Origin of the sequence: Mesoterricola silvestris, from assembly GCF_030295405.1 — a bacterium.
In the GTDB taxonomy this organism is placed as follows: Bacteria; Acidobacteriota; Holophagae; order Holophagales; family Holophagaceae; genus Mesoterricola; species Mesoterricola silvestris.
The window spans coordinates 3,851,382-3,866,538 of record NZ_AP027080.1; the positions used below are offsets into that span (position 1 = coordinate 3,851,382).

The 15,157-nt window shown below is 71.1% G+C and carries 12 protein-coding genes; 4 read left to right on the plus strand and 8 right to left on the minus strand.

Annotated features, from left to right (window positions below):
* Positions 1 to 144: 144 nt before the first annotated feature.
* The 3 genes from ilvA to R2J76_RS16620 form a co-directional block, all read right to left on the minus strand.
* On the minus strand, positions 145 to 1,668 hold the full coding sequence (gene ilvA, locus R2J76_RS16610; RefSeq protein WP_316412758.1) for a threonine ammonia-lyase, biosynthetic: 1,524 nt from the start codon (positions 1,666 to 1,668) through the stop codon (positions 145 to 147).
* A complete protein-coding gene (locus R2J76_RS16615; protein WP_316412759.1) occupies positions 1,653 to 2,549 on the minus strand; it encodes a LysR family transcriptional regulator in 897 nt (298 codons plus the stop codon). Before R2J76_RS16615 ends, ilvA begins: the two co-directional genes overlap by 16 nt.
* A 71-nt stretch (positions 2,550 to 2,620) precedes the next feature.
* Entirely contained in the window at positions 2,621 to 2,758 is a 138-nt protein-coding gene (locus tag R2J76_RS16620) for a hypothetical protein (protein WP_316412760.1), read from the minus strand.
* A 102-nt stretch (positions 2,759 to 2,860) separates the two neighbouring features.
* Here R2J76_RS16620 and R2J76_RS16625 point away from each other — a divergent pair, with 102 nt between their 5' ends.
* From R2J76_RS16625 to hypD, 4 genes are read left to right on the plus strand one after another with little or no spacing between them, the layout of a single operon-like run.
* Positions 2,861 to 4,231 carry an aminopeptidase P family protein gene (locus tag R2J76_RS16625; RefSeq protein ID WP_316412761.1) on the plus strand — a complete coding sequence of 457 codons (1,371 nt, stop codon included), beginning with the start codon at positions 2,861 to 2,863 and terminating at the stop codon, positions 4,229 to 4,231.
* A gap of 2 nt (positions 4,232 to 4,233) precedes the next feature.
* The gene (locus tag R2J76_RS16630) at positions 4,234 to 4,899 is read left to right on the plus strand and encodes a GntR family transcriptional regulator (RefSeq protein ID WP_316412762.1); all 666 of its coding nucleotides are present in this window, start codon (positions 4,234 to 4,236) and stop codon (positions 4,897 to 4,899) included.
* Positions 4,896 to 5,729, plus strand: coding sequence for a glycyl-radical enzyme activating protein (locus R2J76_RS16635; protein WP_316412763.1), 834 nt, complete (start codon positions 4,896 to 4,898; stop codon positions 5,727 to 5,729). Before R2J76_RS16630 ends, R2J76_RS16635 begins: the two co-directional genes overlap by 4 nt.
* Positions 5,726 to 8,068 (plus strand): trans-4-hydroxy-L-proline dehydratase, encoded by a 2,343-nt coding sequence (hypD, locus tag R2J76_RS16640; RefSeq protein ID WP_316412764.1) that lies wholly within the window; start codon positions 5,726 to 5,728, stop codon positions 8,066 to 8,068. Before R2J76_RS16635 ends, hypD begins: the two co-directional genes overlap by 4 nt.
* Here hypD and R2J76_RS16645 read toward each other — a convergent pair whose 3' ends face one another.
* The 5 genes from R2J76_RS16645 to R2J76_RS16665 form a co-directional block, all read right to left on the minus strand.
* Positions 8,069 to 9,286: a glycosyltransferase family 4 protein gene (locus tag R2J76_RS16645; RefSeq protein WP_316412765.1), complete on the minus strand. Its 1,218-nt coding sequence runs from the start codon at positions 9,284 to 9,286 to the stop codon at positions 8,069 to 8,071.
* A gap of 196 nt (positions 9,287 to 9,482) precedes the next feature.
* A complete protein-coding gene (gene ilvD, locus R2J76_RS16650; protein WP_316412766.1) occupies positions 9,483 to 11,162 on the minus strand; it encodes a dihydroxy-acid dehydratase in 1,680 nt (559 codons plus the stop codon).
* 407 nt (positions 11,163 to 11,569) lie between these two features.
* Complete coding sequence (locus tag R2J76_RS16655) at positions 11,570 to 13,039, minus strand: glycosyltransferase family 4 protein (RefSeq protein ID WP_316412767.1); 1,470 nt, start codon at positions 13,037 to 13,039, stop codon at positions 11,570 to 11,572.
* A 56-nt stretch (positions 13,040 to 13,095) separates the two neighbouring features.
* Positions 13,096 to 14,097, minus strand: a complete 1,002-nt coding sequence (argC, locus tag R2J76_RS16660; protein ID WP_316412768.1) for an N-acetyl-gamma-glutamyl-phosphate reductase — start codon at positions 14,095 to 14,097, stop codon at positions 13,096 to 13,098.
* Positions 14,094 to 15,146 carry a hypothetical protein gene (locus R2J76_RS16665; protein ID WP_316412769.1) on the minus strand — a complete coding sequence of 351 codons (1,053 nt, stop codon included), beginning with the start codon at positions 15,144 to 15,146 and terminating at the stop codon, positions 14,094 to 14,096. The genes argC and R2J76_RS16665 overlap by 4 nt, the downstream gene beginning before the upstream one ends.
* Positions 15,147 to 15,157: the final 11 nt, after the last annotated feature.

The window sequence follows — 15,157 nt, forward strand, 5'->3', positions numbered from 1 at the left end:
ATAAAAAAAGCCCCACGCGAGCGTGGGGCGGAAGCGAGGTTGATCCGTCAGGATCACCAACTCCACCCCGGGGGCGGATTATTGTTGGCGAAGTTCACGGACGCGGAAGGCATGGTGGAAGTATTGGTCACGGTCCCCCCCAGGTCAAGCAAGGAAGAAGCGGTAGGCGGGATTGTCCCTCTCATCCGCCCATTCGTAGCCCAGCTCCCCCAGGAAGGCCAGGAAGGCCCCTTCGTCCTCCCGGGGCACCTCCATGCCCGCCAGCACCCGGCCCACGTCGGCGCCGTGGTTGCGGTAGTGGAAGAGGGTGATGTTCCAGCCCCGGCTCATGCGCGTCAGGAAGCGCAGCAGCGCGCCGGGGCGCTCGGGGAACTCGAACCGGTACACCCGCTCCAGTTCGGGGTTGGGGGTGAAGCCCCAGGCCAGGTGCCGGAGGTGCAGCTTGGCCAGCTCGTTGCCCGTGAGGTCCACCGCCAGGAGGCCGTGGGCGTGGAAGAGGGCCATGAGCGCATCCACCTCCTCCCGGCCCGACACCTGGATGCCCACGAAGATCCGCGCGCTGGTCGCGTCCGAGTAGCGGTAGTTGAACTCCGTGATGGACCGGTTCCCGATGAGCTCGCAGAAGGCCCGGAAGCTGCCGGGGCGCTCCGGGATGACCACGGCGAACAGGGCCTCCCGCCGCTCCCCGGACCCCGCCCGCTCCGCCACGAAGCGCAGCCGGTCGAAGTTCAGGTTGGCCCCGCTGAGGATGGCCGCCAGGTCCAGGCCCTTGCGGCCCTCGGCCCACCTGCGCAGGCCCGCCACGGACAGGGCCCCGCTGGGCTCCAGCACGGTGCGGTTCTCCGAGAAGACGTCCTTGATGGCCGCGCAGATCTCGTCGGTGCCCACCCGCACCACCTCGTCCACGGCGTCCCGGCACAGGCGGAAGGGAAGCTCCCCCACCTGGCGCACCGCCACGCCGTCCGCGAAGATCCCCGTGTGGTCCAGCTTCACGGGCCGCCCCGCGGCCAGGGCCCGGGCCAGGCAGTCCGAGTCCTCCGGCTCCACGCCGATGACGCGGATGGAGGGCATGAGCCGCTTGATGCAGGTGGCCACCCCCGCGATGAGTCCGCCCCCGCCCACCGGCACGAAGACCGCGTCCAGCCCCCGGGGCCGCTGGCGGAGCAGTTCCAGGCCCACGGTGCCCTGCCCGGCGATGACGTCCGGATCGTCGTAGGGGTGGATGGGGGTGAGCCCTTCCCCCGCCAGGCGCAGCGCCTCGGCCGCGGCCTCGTCGAAGGTGTCGCCGTGGAGCCGCACCTCCCCGCCCAGGCGGCGCACCGCGTCCACCTTGATGGAAGGCGTGGTGACGGGCATGACGATCACCGCCCTGCACCCCAGCTTCCGCGCGGCCAGGGCCACGCCCTGGGCGTGGTTCCCCGCCGAGGCCGCCACCACGCCCCTGGCCCTTTCGTCCGGGCCCAGCTTCGCCATGCGGGCGTAGGCCCCCCGCAGCTTGAAGGAGAACACGGGCTGCAGGTCCTCGCGCTTGAACCAGACCCGGTGGCACAGGGCCGCGGACAGGAGGGGGGCGGCCTCCAGCGGGGATTCCACGGCCACGTCGTACACCGGGGCCGTGAGCATGCCGTTGAAGACCGCGAGGCCCTCCGGATCTAGGCCGCCCTGCATTTGAACCTCCGGCTGGCCTGCTCCAGGAAATCCCCCGCCAGGGGCGAGGTGCCCCGGGTGCGCCTCCAGGCCACCCGGATATCCCTGCCGATGGGCTGGGACTTCATGCGGGGCGCCACGAGGCTGCCCTCCTTCAGTTCCCGCTCCAGGCAGAGCCGGGGAAGGATGGCGATGCCGGCCCCCGCGGCCACGAAGCGCTTGATGGATTCCAGGCTGGGCAGTTCCATGGCCACCCGGGGGGCCACGCCCTCCTGGCCGAACTGGAAGTCCAGGCGCTTGCGGCTGGGCGACGGGGCCGAATGGGCCAGGAAGGCCTCGCCGGACAGCTGCTGGAAGCTCACCTGGGCGAACCGCGCGAAGGGGTGCTGGGGCGCCACCGCCAGCACCAGGTCGTCCCGGAACAGCGCCTGGGTTTCCAGGTCCCGGTGACTGGGGGCGTAGGAGAGGAAGCCGAAATCCAGGTCCTGGTCCAGGAGCGCCGCGGGGATCCCCGAGGCCGGGCACTGCACCAGCTCGATCTTGGCCTGGGGGTGGTCCAGGCGGAAGACCTCGATGAGGGAGGGCAGGAGGTAGTCGCACAGGAGCCCGTTGGCCGCCAGGCGCAGCACCCCGCGTTTGCCGTTGCGGCGCTCGGCCATGGTGCGCACGGCCCCGTCCCACAGGTGGAGCATGCGCCCGGCGTACGACACCAGCGCCGCCCCGGCCCCGGTGAGCACCGCGCGCCGGGAGGTGCGGTCCAGGAGCTGCACCTCGAAGGCCTCCTCCAGCCGGCGCAGGGCCTGGCTCACGGCGGGCTGGGAGCGGTTGAGCTTCTCGGCCACGCGGGAGAAGCTCCCCTCCTCGGCGAGGCAAACCAGGATTTCGAGATCGGCCAGGTGCATGGAAGGCTCCACGACGAAAAAGCCCCGCGACCTTTGGGGTGCGGGGCGGAAGGGGTGAACTGATCGTATGTCTAGATGGCCCCCGCCCCGTGGTCAATAATTACGACCACCGACAGGTTGCTAAGGGCGAGGACGGTTCCCAGGGCGCGGTCGCCGATCCCCCCGGCGAGGCCGGAGACGGGGGCGAAGGTGCGGGACGGGGCCGTCATGGACTCCACTACTGACACACCGGAAAGGTCGTGTCAAGGGTTTCGCGCCGGGGGGTTTGGAACTCTGATATATTAGATATCAGAAATTCACCCGGAGTCCCCATGCCAGGCACCACGCCCTACGCCGAGCGCCGCAACCGCCTCAAGGCGCAGCTTCCCGGCGGCCTCCTGCTCCTCCTCGGCAACGAGGAGAGCCCCATGAACTACGCGGACAATCCCTTCCCCTTCCGCCAGGACAGCACCTTCCTCTACTTCACCGGGGTGGACCGTCCCGGCTTCGCCCTCATCCTGGACCTGGACGAGGACCACGCCACCCTCTTCGGGGACGACCGCTCCCTGGACGACATCGTGTGGATGGGTCCCCAGCCGGGCGCGCGGGACCTCGCCGACGCCGCGGGCATCGCCCGCACCGCCCCGGCCGCGGCCCTGAAGGAGCACCTGTGCCGGGCCCAGGCCTCGGGACGGCCCGTGCACCTCCTTCCGCCCTACCGGCCCGAGCACCGCATGGCCATCCTCGAGGCCCTGGGCCCCGGGGCGCCGCAGCCCTCGGTACCCTTCATCCGCGCCGTCGCGGAGCTGCGCATCCGCAAGTCCCCGGCCGAGGTGGAGGAGATCGAGCGCGCCGTGGAGGTGTCGGTGCGCATGCACCTGGCGGCCATGGCCATGGCCCGCCCCGGACTGCGGGAGGCGGAGATCATGGCCCGGGTGACGGACATCGCCCTGGCCTCGGGCGGTGGACTGTCCTTCCCCGTCATCGCCACCGTGCGCGGCGGCGTGCTCCACAACCAGCACTACGGGAACGTCCTCGAGGGCGGGCAGCTCTTCCTGCTGGACGCGGGCGCCGAGACGGCGGGCCACTATGCCGGGGACCTCTCCAGCACCTTCCCCGTGGACCCGCGGTTCACGCCCCGCCAGCGCGACGTCCACGACGTGGTCCTGAAGGCCTTCCTGGCGGCGGAGGGGGCCCTGCGCCCGGGCGTGGACTTCAAGGAAGTCCACCTCCTGGCCTGCCGGACCCTCGCGGCGGGCCTCAAGGACCTGGGCCTCATGAAGGGCGACGTGGCCGAGGCGGTGGACCAGGGGGCCCACGCCCTCTTCTTCCCCTGCGGCCTGGGCCACCTCATGGGCCTGGACGTCCACGACATGGAGAACCTGGGCGAAGGCTGGGTGGGCCACGAAGGCCGCCCCCGCAGCTCCCAGTTCGGCCTGAAGTCCCTGCGCCTGGCCCGGGAGCTCCAGGAGGGCTTCGTCCTGACGGTGGAGCCCGGCATCTACTTCATGCCCGAACTGACCGAACGCTGGCGCTCCGAAGGCCGCTTCAAGGACTTCATCGACTACGGCGCCCTGGAGGCCTTCGCGGGCTTCGGCGGCCTGCGCATCGAGGAGGACTTCCTGGTGACGGCTTCCGGGGCCCGGCGCCTGGGGCCGCCCAAGCCCCGCACCGCCGCCGAAATCGAAGCCGCGAGGTCCTGACCATGGCGATCCAGGTGAAGTCCCTCCGGGAGCAGGTCTACGACCACCTCAAGGCCGAGCTCAAGTCCGGCGCCCTGGACACCGGCGCCTTCCTGGACCTCAAGGCCCTGGCCGCGGAGCTGGGGGTGAGCCGCACCCCCCTGCGGGACGCCCTCATCCAGCTGGAGGCCGAGGAGTTCGTCACCATCTCCCCCCGGCGGGGCGTGGCGGTGCGAACCCTGGACGCCACGGACATCAAGGAGATCTACCAGCTGGTGGGCGCCCTGGAGGCCAGCGCCGTGCTGGCCTCGGCGCCCCTGCGGCCCGGCGACATCCCCCGCCTGCGGGAGCTGAACCGCCTGGCCACCCTCGCCGTGGAGGCCGGGGACTGGCACGCCTACTACGAGCACAACTACGCCTTCCACGATCTCTTCCTGGAGCGCCAGGGCAACCGCCGCATCACGGCCTTGGTGCACCGGAAGAAGCAGCAGCTCTACGACTGGAACCGCAAGTTCGAGCGCATCCACGCCACCTGGGAGCACAGCGGCCTGCTCGAGCACGGCGAGATGGTGGACCTCCTGGAACAGGGCCGCATCGAGGACGCCGCCACCTACCTGCGGGACGTGCACTGGGGCTTCAAGGTGCAGGAGCCCTTCGTCAACGAGGTCTATTTCCAGGAGCGCGCGTGAAGGGGCGGATCTTCAACATCCAGCGCTTCTCCCTCCACGACGGCCCGGGGCTGCGCACCACCGTGTTCATGAAGGGCTGCCCCCTGGACTGCGCCTGGTGCCACAACCCCGAAAGCCAGTCGCCCAGCCCGGAACCGGTGTTCCAGGAGGGGCTGTGCATCCGGTGCGGCACCTGCCATCCCTTCCCGGAGGAGGCCAAGGCCGAGGCCTGCCCCACCGGGGCGCGCCGGATGCTGGGCCGGGACGTGGAGGTGGACGAGCTGGTGGAGGAGGTGCTGCGCGACCGCATCTTCTTCGACGAATCCGGCGGGGGCGTGACCTTCTCCGGGGGCGAGCCCCTGCTCCAGGCCGGGTTCGTGGCCCGGGCCCTGGCGGCCCTGCGGGCCCGGGGCGTGCACACGGCCCTGGACACCTGCGGGCTGCCGGCGCTCCACCTGCCGGAAACCGCCGCCCAGGCCGATCTGGTCCTCTTCGACCTCAAGCACATGGACGGGCCCGCCCATCGCCGGCTCACCGGCGTGGACAACGCGGAGATCCTGGAGGCCCTCTCGGCCCTGGGCCGCGTCCACCCCCAGGTGCGGGTGCGCATGCCGGTGATCCCGGGCCTCAACGACGACGAGGCGAACCTGGACGCCACGGCCCGCTTCGTGGCGGGGCTCCCCGGCGCCAGGCTGGACCTCCTGCCCTACCACGCCACCGGCTCGGCGAAATTCGCCCGCCTGGGCCGGGACTACGCCCTGGGGGAGGTGCTGCCCCCGACCCCGGAGCGCATGGAGCAGCTGGCGCAACGGTTCCGGAACCACGGCATCCAGGTTGGAGGACTCCCATGAACGAACGCACCGCCCGTCTCCGCCAGGAAAGCCTGGACGCCGTCCCCTCCCTGAGCCCCGAGCGGGCCCTGCTGGTCACCGCCTTCCACCGGGAGCACCTGGGCCGCCACGCCGTCCCCGTCATGCGGGCCCTGGCCTTCCAGCACATATGCCGCCACAAGACGGTCTGGATCGGCCCCCTCGAGCTGATCGTGGGCGAGCGCGGGCCGCGCCCCAAGGCCGTGCCCACCTATCCCGAGCTCACCTGCCATTCCGCCGAGGACCTGCGCATCCTCGACACCCGGCCCATGACCCGGTACCGCGTGGACGGGGCGATGATCGAGGCCTACGAGCGGGAGGTCATCCCCTACTGGCGGGACCGGAGCCTGCGGGACCAGATCTTCGCCCTGCTGCCCGGGGAATGGCACGAGGCCTACGAGGCGGGGGTCTTCACGGAGTTCATGGAGCAGCGGGCCCCCGGCCACACCGTGCTGGACGGCAAGATCTACGGCAAGGGCCTCCGGGACTTCCAGGCGGACATCGCCCGCAGCGACGCGGCCCTGGATTTCGAGCGGGATCCCGAGGCCTCCGACAAGCGCGCCCAGCTGGAGGCCATGCGCATCTCCTGCGACGCCCTGATCCTCCTGGCCGAGCGCCACGCGGAGGAGGCCGAGCGCCAGGCCCGGGAATGCGGCCCCCAGCGCCGGCAGGAGCTCCTGCGCATCGCCGAGGTGTGCCGGCGGGTGCCGGCCCACGCGCCCCGGGACTTCCAGGAGGCGCTGCAGTACTACTGGTTCTGCCACCAGGGCGTCATCACCGAGCTCAACGGCTGGGACGCCTACAGCCCCGGGCACCTGGACCAGCACCTCCTGCCCTTCTACCGGGCCGGCCTGAAGGACGGGACCCTCACGCGGGACTCCGCGCGGGAACTGCTGGAGTGCTTCTTCGTGAAGTTCAACAACCACACCGCCCCCCCCAAGGTGGGCGTCACCGCGGCGGAAAGCGGAACCTACACCGACTTCGCCAACCTGAACCTGGCCGGGCTCCTCCCCGACGGCAGCGACGGCAGCAACGAGCTCACCGGGCTCCTGCTGGAGATCATCGAGGAGATGCACCTCCTGCAGCCCAGCAGCAACATGCAGGTATCGCGCAGGACCCCCGACGCCGTGCTCAAGCAGGCCCTGCGGGTCATCCGCAACGGCTACGGGTTCCCTTCGCTCTTCAACGCCGACGCGGTGGTGGAGGAGCAGCTGCGCATGGGCAAGACCCTTGAGGACGCCCGGGAGGGAGGCTGCTCGGGCTGCGTGGAGGTGGGCGCCTTCGGCAAGGAGGCCTACATCCTCACCGGCTACTTCAACCTGCCCAAGATGCTCGAGCTGGCCCTCCACGACGGCGTGGACCCCCGCACCGGCAGGGTCCTGGGCCCGCGCACGGGAAGGCCCGCCACCTTCGAGGAGGCCATGGCCGCCTTCGAGGCCCAGACCCGGCATTTCCTGGACATCAAGATCCGCGGCAACCAGCTCATCGAGCGCATCTACGCCACGCGCATGCCCGCGCCCTTCCTGTCGGTGCTCACGGACGACTGCATCCAGCGGGGCCGGGACTACAACGCCGGCGGCGCCCGGTACAACAACACCTTCATCCAGGCCGTGGGCATCGGCACCGTCACCGACAGCCTCGCCGCCATCCGGTCCCTGGGCGACGCGGCCCTGCCGGGCCTCGTGGCGGCCCTGGACGCCGACTTCGAAGGCCAGGAGCCCCTGCGCCAGCGCCTTCTGCACAAGGCCCCCAAGTACGGCAACGACGACCCCGCCGCCGACGACGTGATGGTGCGGGTCTTCCGGTTCCTATTCCAGGCCGTGGACGGCCGCCCCAACGGCAAGGGCGGCGCCTACCGCCTGGAGATGCTGCCCACCACCTGCCACGTGTACTTCGGCCAGGTGTGCCGGGCCTCCGCCGACGGCAGGAAGGCCGGCGAGCCCGTTTCCGAAGGCATCTCCCCCGTGCAGGGGGCGGACCGCTCCGGCCCCACCGCCGTGCTGCGCTCCGCGGGCAGGATGGACCACGTGAAGACCGGCGGCACCCTCCTCAACATGAAGTTCACCCCGGGAATCCTCGCCGGGGAGGAGGGCATCGACCGGCTCCACCACCTGGTGCGGGCCTACTTCCGCATGGACGGCCACCACGTCCAGTTCAACGTGGTGACCGCGTCCGCCCTGAAGGAGGCCCAGGCCGATCCCGGGCGGCACCGGGACCTCATCGTGCGGGTCGCCGGGTACTCGGACTACTTCTGCGACCTGTCCCGGGAACTGCAGGACGAGATCATCCACCGCACCGAGCACCAGGACTTCGGCCACTGATCAGCCGGTGACCCACTCCCGGAACCGCGGCAGCACGACCTCCGGCGCGAAACGCAACCGGCACGCCTCGAAGGCCCGCAGCCGCATCTGGTCGGCCTCGGCGTCCGTGGTGCGCCAGGCCGTGCACAGCGCCTCCGCCATGGCGACCGGCGCGTGGGGGGGAAGGCACCAGCCGTAGCGGCCCCCTCCCAGGATCTCCTCGGGTCCCCCCTGGTCGGGGCCGATGAGCAGGAGCCCCGCCGCCGCGGCTTCCGGGAAGACCATGCCGAAGGGTTCGTCCCAGGGCACCAGCGCGAAGACGTCGCAGGACCGGCGCAGGGCCGCCAGTTCCCCGTCCGGCACGAAGCCGTGGAAGGTCACCGCGCCCTCCAGTTCCAGTTCCTTCACCAGGGCCGTCAGGGAGGCCAGGGCCTCGCCCTTGCCCACCACGTGGAGCCGGGGGGCGGAACCCAGGTGGGGCCTCGCCAGGCGGAAGCCGCGGATCACCGTGTCCACGTTCTTCATGAATTCAAGCCGGGTCTGGACCAGGACCTGGAGCCCGTCGCGGTTGATGCCCGGACGGTGCGGCTGGGGCTCCAGGGGCACCACCGGGTAGTGCACCTCCGACCGGAGCCCCCCGTACGCCAGGGCCACGCTGGTGCGCGTGTACGAGCTGTTGGCGGCGAGGCCGTCCAGCGCCGAGACCCCGGCCCGGTCGAAGGTGACGCCCTGGCGCCAGGCCCGGTTGTTGGCCGTCTCCCGGGCGATCTGCCGGTTGAGGGTCCCGGCCAGTTCCGGCTGGGAGCTCAGGAGGCCCGTGTGGCACGCCTCCGCGAGGAACCGGCTGGTCTGGCGGGGGTAGAGGGTGCGGGGCGGTTCATGGCAGTACCAGAGCTTCCGGGCCCCGATCCGGCAGGCGCCCAGGATGGCCGGGGCGGGGTGGTTGTGGGCCAGCACCACGTCGGGGCCCAGCTTGCGGAGCACCGCCTCCACCCGCCTGGCCCGGTGGCGCATCTGGGCGCCCCGGTCGAAGGCGAAGGGCAGGTCCGTCCAGTGGCGCTTGGGCACCTCGTGCACCGGGATGTCCTCCATGGCGCCCTGCCAGTTGGCGGGGTCGTAGGCGAAGGTGAGGACCTGGACGTCCACGCCGGCCCGCACCAGGTCCCGGGCCTGCACCAGGGCGAGGGTCTCCGCCCCGCCCCGCGCCTGGAACCCTCTGTGGAGAATCACGACCCGCATTCAACGCCTCCCGGTGGAATCCCATTCTGCACGGACCCACGCGTCCCGGGACGCCCACCGCCGAATGTCGATTCCGAAGGGTCGGACGGGGCCTGGCGGGGGCCGAAAATCTGGGTTGCGCGGGCTCGGAGGACGGATTCCAGGATAGCCTTCCGCCCCGGCCCGTCCAGCATTCTTCCGTAGGCATCCTTGCGGATCAGTCCGGGGGCAGCTCCAGCACCGCGCCGCGGCTGGCGCTGGTCACCAGGTGCGCGTACCGCCCCAGCCACCCCCGGGTGATCTTGGGGGCGGGGCGGACCCAGGCGGCGCGCCTGCGGGCCAGTTCCCCGTCGTCCACCAGCACGTCCAGGGTCCGGGCGGGGATGTCGATGCGCACCCGGTCGCCGTCGCGCACCAGGCCGATGGGCCCGCCCTCCATGGCCTCGGGGCTGGCGTGCCCGACGCACAGGCCCGCGGTGCCCCCGGAAAAGCGCCCGTCGGTGATGAGCGCCACGGAAGTCCCCAGCCCCTGCCCCTTGATCATGGCCGTGGGGGAGAGCATCTCCGGCATGCCGGGCCCCCCCCGCGGGCCCTCGTACCGGATGATCACCACGTGGCCCGGCTTCACCTGGCGCAGCATCAGCGCGGCGAGGCACGCGTCCTGGCTCTCGAAGACCAGGGCCTCCCCCTCGAACACCAGGCACGCCGGGTCCACGCCGGCGCTCTTCACGATGCTCCCCTGGGGCGCGATGTTGCCGAAGAGCACCGCCAGGCCCCCGTCGGCGGAGTAGGGATCCTCCAGCGTGCGGATCACCGCCGGGTCCTTGGTGGAGGCGGAGGCGATGGTCTCCTCCAGGGTCCTCCCCGTCACCGTGGGCGCCTCCAGGTCCAGGAGGCCCGGGCGGCGGGAGAGCTCCTTGAGGATGGCGCTGATGCCCCCCGCGCGGTCCACGTCCTGGATGTGCACGTGGGACACCGAAGGGGAGACCTTGCAGATGCAGGGCGTCACCGCCGAGATGGCGTTGAGCGTGGCGAGGGGGAAATCCACCCCCGCCTCGTGGGCGATGGCCAGCCCGTGGAGCACCGTGTTCGTGGATCCCCCCATGGCCATGTCCAGGGCGAAGGCGTTGCGCAGCGAGGCCGCCGTCACCAGGTCCCGGGGCTTCAGGTCCCGGTCCAGCAGGTCGAAGATCTGCAGGGCCGCCGCCTTGGCCAGGAAGGGGCGCCGCGCGTCCACGGCGGGGATGGTGCCGTTGCCCGGAAGGGCCAGGCCGATGGCCTCCAGGAGGCAGTTCATGGAATTGGCCGTGAACATCCCCGAGCAGGAGCCGCAGGTGGGGCACGCGCTCGCCTCGATGGCGTCCAGTTCCCGCTCCGTCATCTCGCCGCTCTGCACCTTGCCCACGCCCTCGAACACGGTGATCAGGTCGGACCGGCTTCCGTCGGGCTTCTGCCCCGCCAGCATCGGCCCCCCCGTCACGAAGATGGTGGGAACGTTCACCCGCAGCGCGCCCAGCACCATGCCGGGGGTGATCTTGTCGCAGTTGGAGATGCAGATGAGGGCGTCGAAGCAGTGGGCCATGGCCATGGTCTCCACCGCGTCCGCGATGAGCTCCCGGCTGGGCAGGGAGTACCGCATGCCCAGGTGCCCCATGGCGATGCCGTCGTCCACGGCGATGGTGTTGAACTCGAAGGGCACGCCCCCCGCCTCCCGCACCGCGTCCTTCACCACCTTCGCGAAATCATGGAGGTGGGTGTGCCCCGGGACGATGTCCGTGTAGGAGTTGGAAATCCCGATGAACGGCTTGCCGAAGTCCTCGTCCCTGAGCCCCGCGGCCCGGAGGAGGCTGCGGTGCCCCGCGCGTTCAATGCCCTTCTTGACGGTGTCCGATCGCATGGGGAGGCTCCATGCCCCGAATTCTATCCCCTCCTCCCCCCGCCCCGGAGGAGTTGTGGTTTCGCGAATGGACCTAATCGAATTCCCAATCCAAGGCACCTGGGCCGTGCCGGCAAACCCAAGGTCATGAATCGATAGGTTGTTCTCGGGGAAATGGCTCCAGCGTTGACCTGACGTTCTTTATCCTGCTTCTTCCCCTGGATCCTGTTTATCCCCGTTTGAACTCCGACGGGAGTTGTCGCGACCTTTGGGTCATGGACGGCGAGTAACGTGCACTCCGGCCCACCTCTGCATCAGCCCTGCGGAAACCGGGATGAACGCCGATAGAGGGGATGAACTGGGATCTGCTCAACCTGGAACAGCCCCTTCATCTGGGTTTCAAGACACCTGGGGTTTGCCGACACACCTTAGCGACCCAGGGTTCGGAATCGGTCCTTCAGGACCCGGGCGCGGTGGAGCCAGGAGGTGAGGGCGATGGCGGACAGCACCAGGAGGAGGATCCACAGGGACCCGGGCCAGACCCGCGGGGCCAGGGCCGCGGGCACCGCCAGGGCGCCCAGGACCATCAGGCGGATTCCCGAGCGCCGGCCGGAGGTGCCCCGCACCTGCAGGAGGGGGCCGGCGTGGAGGCCCCACAGGAGGATCAGGCACAGGAAGAAAGCCGCGAGGGGGAGGGCCGCGTAGGGGGCGGGGGCGCCCAGGGCGGAGGCGAGGGTTCCCAGGAGGGAGGCGGCGAGGGTGCCGTAGTAGGCCGCCTTCAGGGGGGCGGGGACGCTCCAGGCCGGGAACAGGTCCGCCGGGGCCGCGGGCTTCGCGGTCCGGCCCCGGGCCATCAGTTCCTCGGTCCAGCGGCAGAACTGCGCGGTGAGGGCGCCGGCCTCGAAGCGCTTCCAGGTGTCCCGGCCCATGGCGCGCAGGCGCTCCTGGCGCGCGGGATCGGCCTGGAGGGCGCGGATCGCGCTCACCCAGGCGTCCGGGTCCAGGTAGTCGTCGATGATGATGCCGGCCTCCCCCGCGGCCTCGGGGAGGCCCCCCACCCGGCTTCCCATGAACAGCAGGCCCGCGGACTGGGCTTCCGGGCCCATGCGGCCGAAGGGCTCCGCCCACCGGGAGGGCATCAGGACCAGCCAGCTCTCCCCGTAGAACGCCTCCTGGGCCAGGAACCCGGAGACCCGCACGTTGGGATGGCGTCTGGGATCGTAGCCGCAGTTGGCGGCATTGCCCCGGCCCGAGAGGAGGAAGGCCTGGTCCGGCATCCGTTCCGCGATCCGCAGGAAGAGGTCGGCGCCCTTGCTGAACTCCGCGGCGGCCATGCTGATGCACCGGCCCTCCGGCCCCGGGGGCAGTTGCACGGGCTGGACGGCGGGATAGAGCACGGAGGCGTCGTCCCGTCCCAGCAGCTCATTGGCCAGGTCCGCCATGTACCGGGACGGCGCCAGGATCCGGTCGAATTGCCGGAGGATGGCCTTGGTGACGTACACGGGCGCCGTGCCCGCCACGGGGCACAGGGCGCAGAAGTGGTCGCAGGTGGCCTGGGCGATGAGATCGGGACACAGGGTGCGGCCGTCGTGGAGGCAGGTCATGACCGGCACGCCCAGGGCGCCGGCGATCTCGAGGCCCATGGGGTGGGCCCCGAACTGGGCATAGATCGCGTCGGGCTTGGCGGCCAGGGCTTCGCTCCGCATGCGCTCCGGACCGGACACGGGGATCATCTCGACCCCGCGCAGGGTGCCGGGGGCATCCTTGCCCCAGAAGACCGCCACGGCCCGGCCCCCGGACGCGACCCAGGATTCGAGCAGCAGTTTATCGGTGACTTCCGCACCGCCCAGGCCCGGATGGTAGCTGGAACCCAGGTAAAGCAATGTCCCGCGGGCCATCGGACCTCCCGGAACCTAGCCTAGATGCTATGGAAGATTCGCGTCAACGAGGTCGATCAGCCCGGGTAGCACCCCGGAACCCGCAGCCCCGCCCCTTCGGGAAGCCCCAGGGCCAGGTTCATGCACTGCACGGCCTGGGAGGCCATGCCCTTGCCCAGATTGTCGATGGCGGTGAGGACCGCGCCGTTCCTGCCGTCCGAGGCGGTGGCCACGTCGCAGAAGGCGCTGCCGGCCACGGCGCCCACCCGGGGCGAGCCCGTGACGATGCGCACGAAGGGGGCGTCCCGGAAGGCATCGGCGGTCCTCGCCGCGAGGCCCTCGCCCGTGAGGCCCGGGGGGAGCCGGAACTGCAGCGACATGAAGATCCCCCGCACCATGGGCGCGCTCTGGGGCACGAAGGCTAGGTCGCCCTGGATGCCCAGTTCGGCCATGGCCGCCCTGACTTCCGCCAGGTGCTGGTGGGCCAGGGGCTTGTAGGCCCGGAAATCCTGGGCGCGCAGGGGGTGGTGGGTGCCTTCCACCGGAGTCGCCCCGCTGCCGCTGGAGCCGGTGGCGCCGGTGGCCGCCAGGAAGCCCACGTCCAGGCCCCGCAGGGGCAGGAGGGCCAGCTCCAGGGCCGTGGCGAAGCAGCCCGCGCACGCCACGCGCCGGGCCCCGGCCAGGGCCTCCCGGTTCCATTCGGGCTGGCCGTAGACGAAGCGGGGGCGGTGCTCCACGCCGCGGAAATCGGTGCTCAGGTCCAGCAGCAGGACCCTGTCCGCGATGCTCGCCCTGTCCCAGGCGCGCTCCAGGCCGGGCAGCAGGCCCGCGAGCTCCCCGTGGGGCAGGGCCGAGAACACCACGGGCTGTTCGCTGGACGCGAACGAGGACCAGTCGATGGCCTCCTCCAGGACCCCGGGGACCAGGCCGCTGAGGTTGGGATGCACGTCGCCGAAGGCCCGCCCCGCGTGGCGGGAGGTGCCCCGCAGGCTCGCGACGGCGGGGTGGCCCGAAAGCCAGCGCAGGAGCTCCCCGCCCCCGTATCCGGAAGCGCCCAGGATGGCGGCGTCGATCCTCACGGCTTCACCTCCAGGGCGGCCCGCACCTTGTCCAGCACCAGCGCCCCCAGTTCCCGGGCCTGGGACCGGGCGTTGTGGGCCGGAAGCCCGAGGGTGGCCACGAAGCGGCCTCCCACGCGGTTGTCCGTGGCGGGACCGGCCACCACGTCCACCTGGATGCCATAGGCCTCCTTGAGGTTGCGCACCCCGCCCTCCACGCCCACGGGGTCGTTGGCGCAGAGCACGTAGGCGGCTCCCCAGTCCCGCAGCGCCTTGTCCTCCAGGATGGCCTGGACGCCGTACTCCCCCATGATGCCGTCGCCGGTCTCGGCGATGATGAGATCCATGCCCCGGTCCGCCAGTTCCGTGAAGATGGCCCGGGCCGCGCCCGGGGCCGTGGCGGGGCCGGTGCAGGTGACGCCGGCGTCCGTGAAGTCCAGGATGGCCTCGGCGCCGTAGTCCTGCATGGCCAGGATATCCCGCTGGAGGCTCACGCCCGTGAGCTTGGCGCCCCCCACCTTGTACCCGGCCTGGGTGAAGGCGCGCACCAGGACGCAGGCGGCGAGGGTCTTGCCGGCGTTCATGCAGGTGCCGGCCACGTACACCACGGGCACGGGCGTGGCCTGGGGCTTGCCCTGCACGGCCTTCTCCTGGATGAAGGCGGGCTGGCCCAGGCGGCTGCCGAACTGCGGGAAGGAGAGCACCTGCCCGAGCACCTCCACCTCGAAGGGGGCGCCCACCCCCGGGTTGCTGGAGACGCAGTGGCCCAGCACCCCGCCCAGATTCAGCAGGTGGAGCCGGTCCCCGGGGGCCACCTTCGTTGGCAGCACCCCCTCGTAGCCCTGGAGCGCGTTGCGGTGGCCCAGGGCCCCGACGATGATGTCCCCGTCGTGGAGCACGCTCATGCGCCCGTGCACGTCCTCCAGTTCGTTGTAGACGCTCTTCTCGCCGTGGATGCGCCCGGCGATGACCGAGCCCTCCCGGGCCTCGACCGTGTCGCCCAGGGTCACCCAGCGCCCCAGGCCCAGGTTCCGGGTCACCGACGCGATCTTGTCCAAATGGATCCGCATGGAAGCTCCCT

Coding starts and splice junctions, on each gene's coding strand:
- ilvA (WP_316412758.1), bottom strand. CDS start 1,668: ATGCAGGGCGGCCTAGATCCGGAGGGCCTCGCGGTCTTCAACGGCATG.
- R2J76_RS16615 (WP_316412759.1), bottom strand. CDS start 2,549: ATGCACCTGGCCGATCTCGAAATCCTGGTTTGCCTCGCCGAGGAGGGG.
- R2J76_RS16620 (WP_316412760.1), bottom strand. CDS start 2,758: ATGACGGCCCCGTCCCGCACCTTCGCCCCCGTCTCCGGCCTCGCCGGG.
- R2J76_RS16625 (WP_316412761.1), top strand. CDS start 2,861: ATGCCAGGCACCACGCCCTACGCCGAGCGCCGCAACCGCCTCAAGGCG.
- R2J76_RS16630 (WP_316412762.1), top strand. CDS start 4,234: ATGGCGATCCAGGTGAAGTCCCTCCGGGAGCAGGTCTACGACCACCTC.
- hypD (WP_316412764.1), top strand. CDS start 5,726: ATGAACGAACGCACCGCCCGTCTCCGCCAGGAAAGCCTGGACGCCGTC.
- R2J76_RS16645 (WP_316412765.1), bottom strand. CDS start 9,286: ATGCGGGTCGTGATTCTCCACAGAGGGTTCCAGGCGCGGGGCGGGGCG.
- ilvD (WP_316412766.1), bottom strand. CDS start 11,162: ATGCGATCGGACACCGTCAAGAAGGGCATTGAACGCGCGGGGCACCGC.
- R2J76_RS16655 (WP_316412767.1), bottom strand. CDS start 13,039: ATGGCCCGCGGGACATTGCTTTACCTGGGTTCCAGCTACCATCCGGGC.
- R2J76_RS16665 (WP_316412769.1), bottom strand. CDS start 15,146: ATGCGGATCCATTTGGACAAGATCGCGTCGGTGACCCGGAACCTGGGC.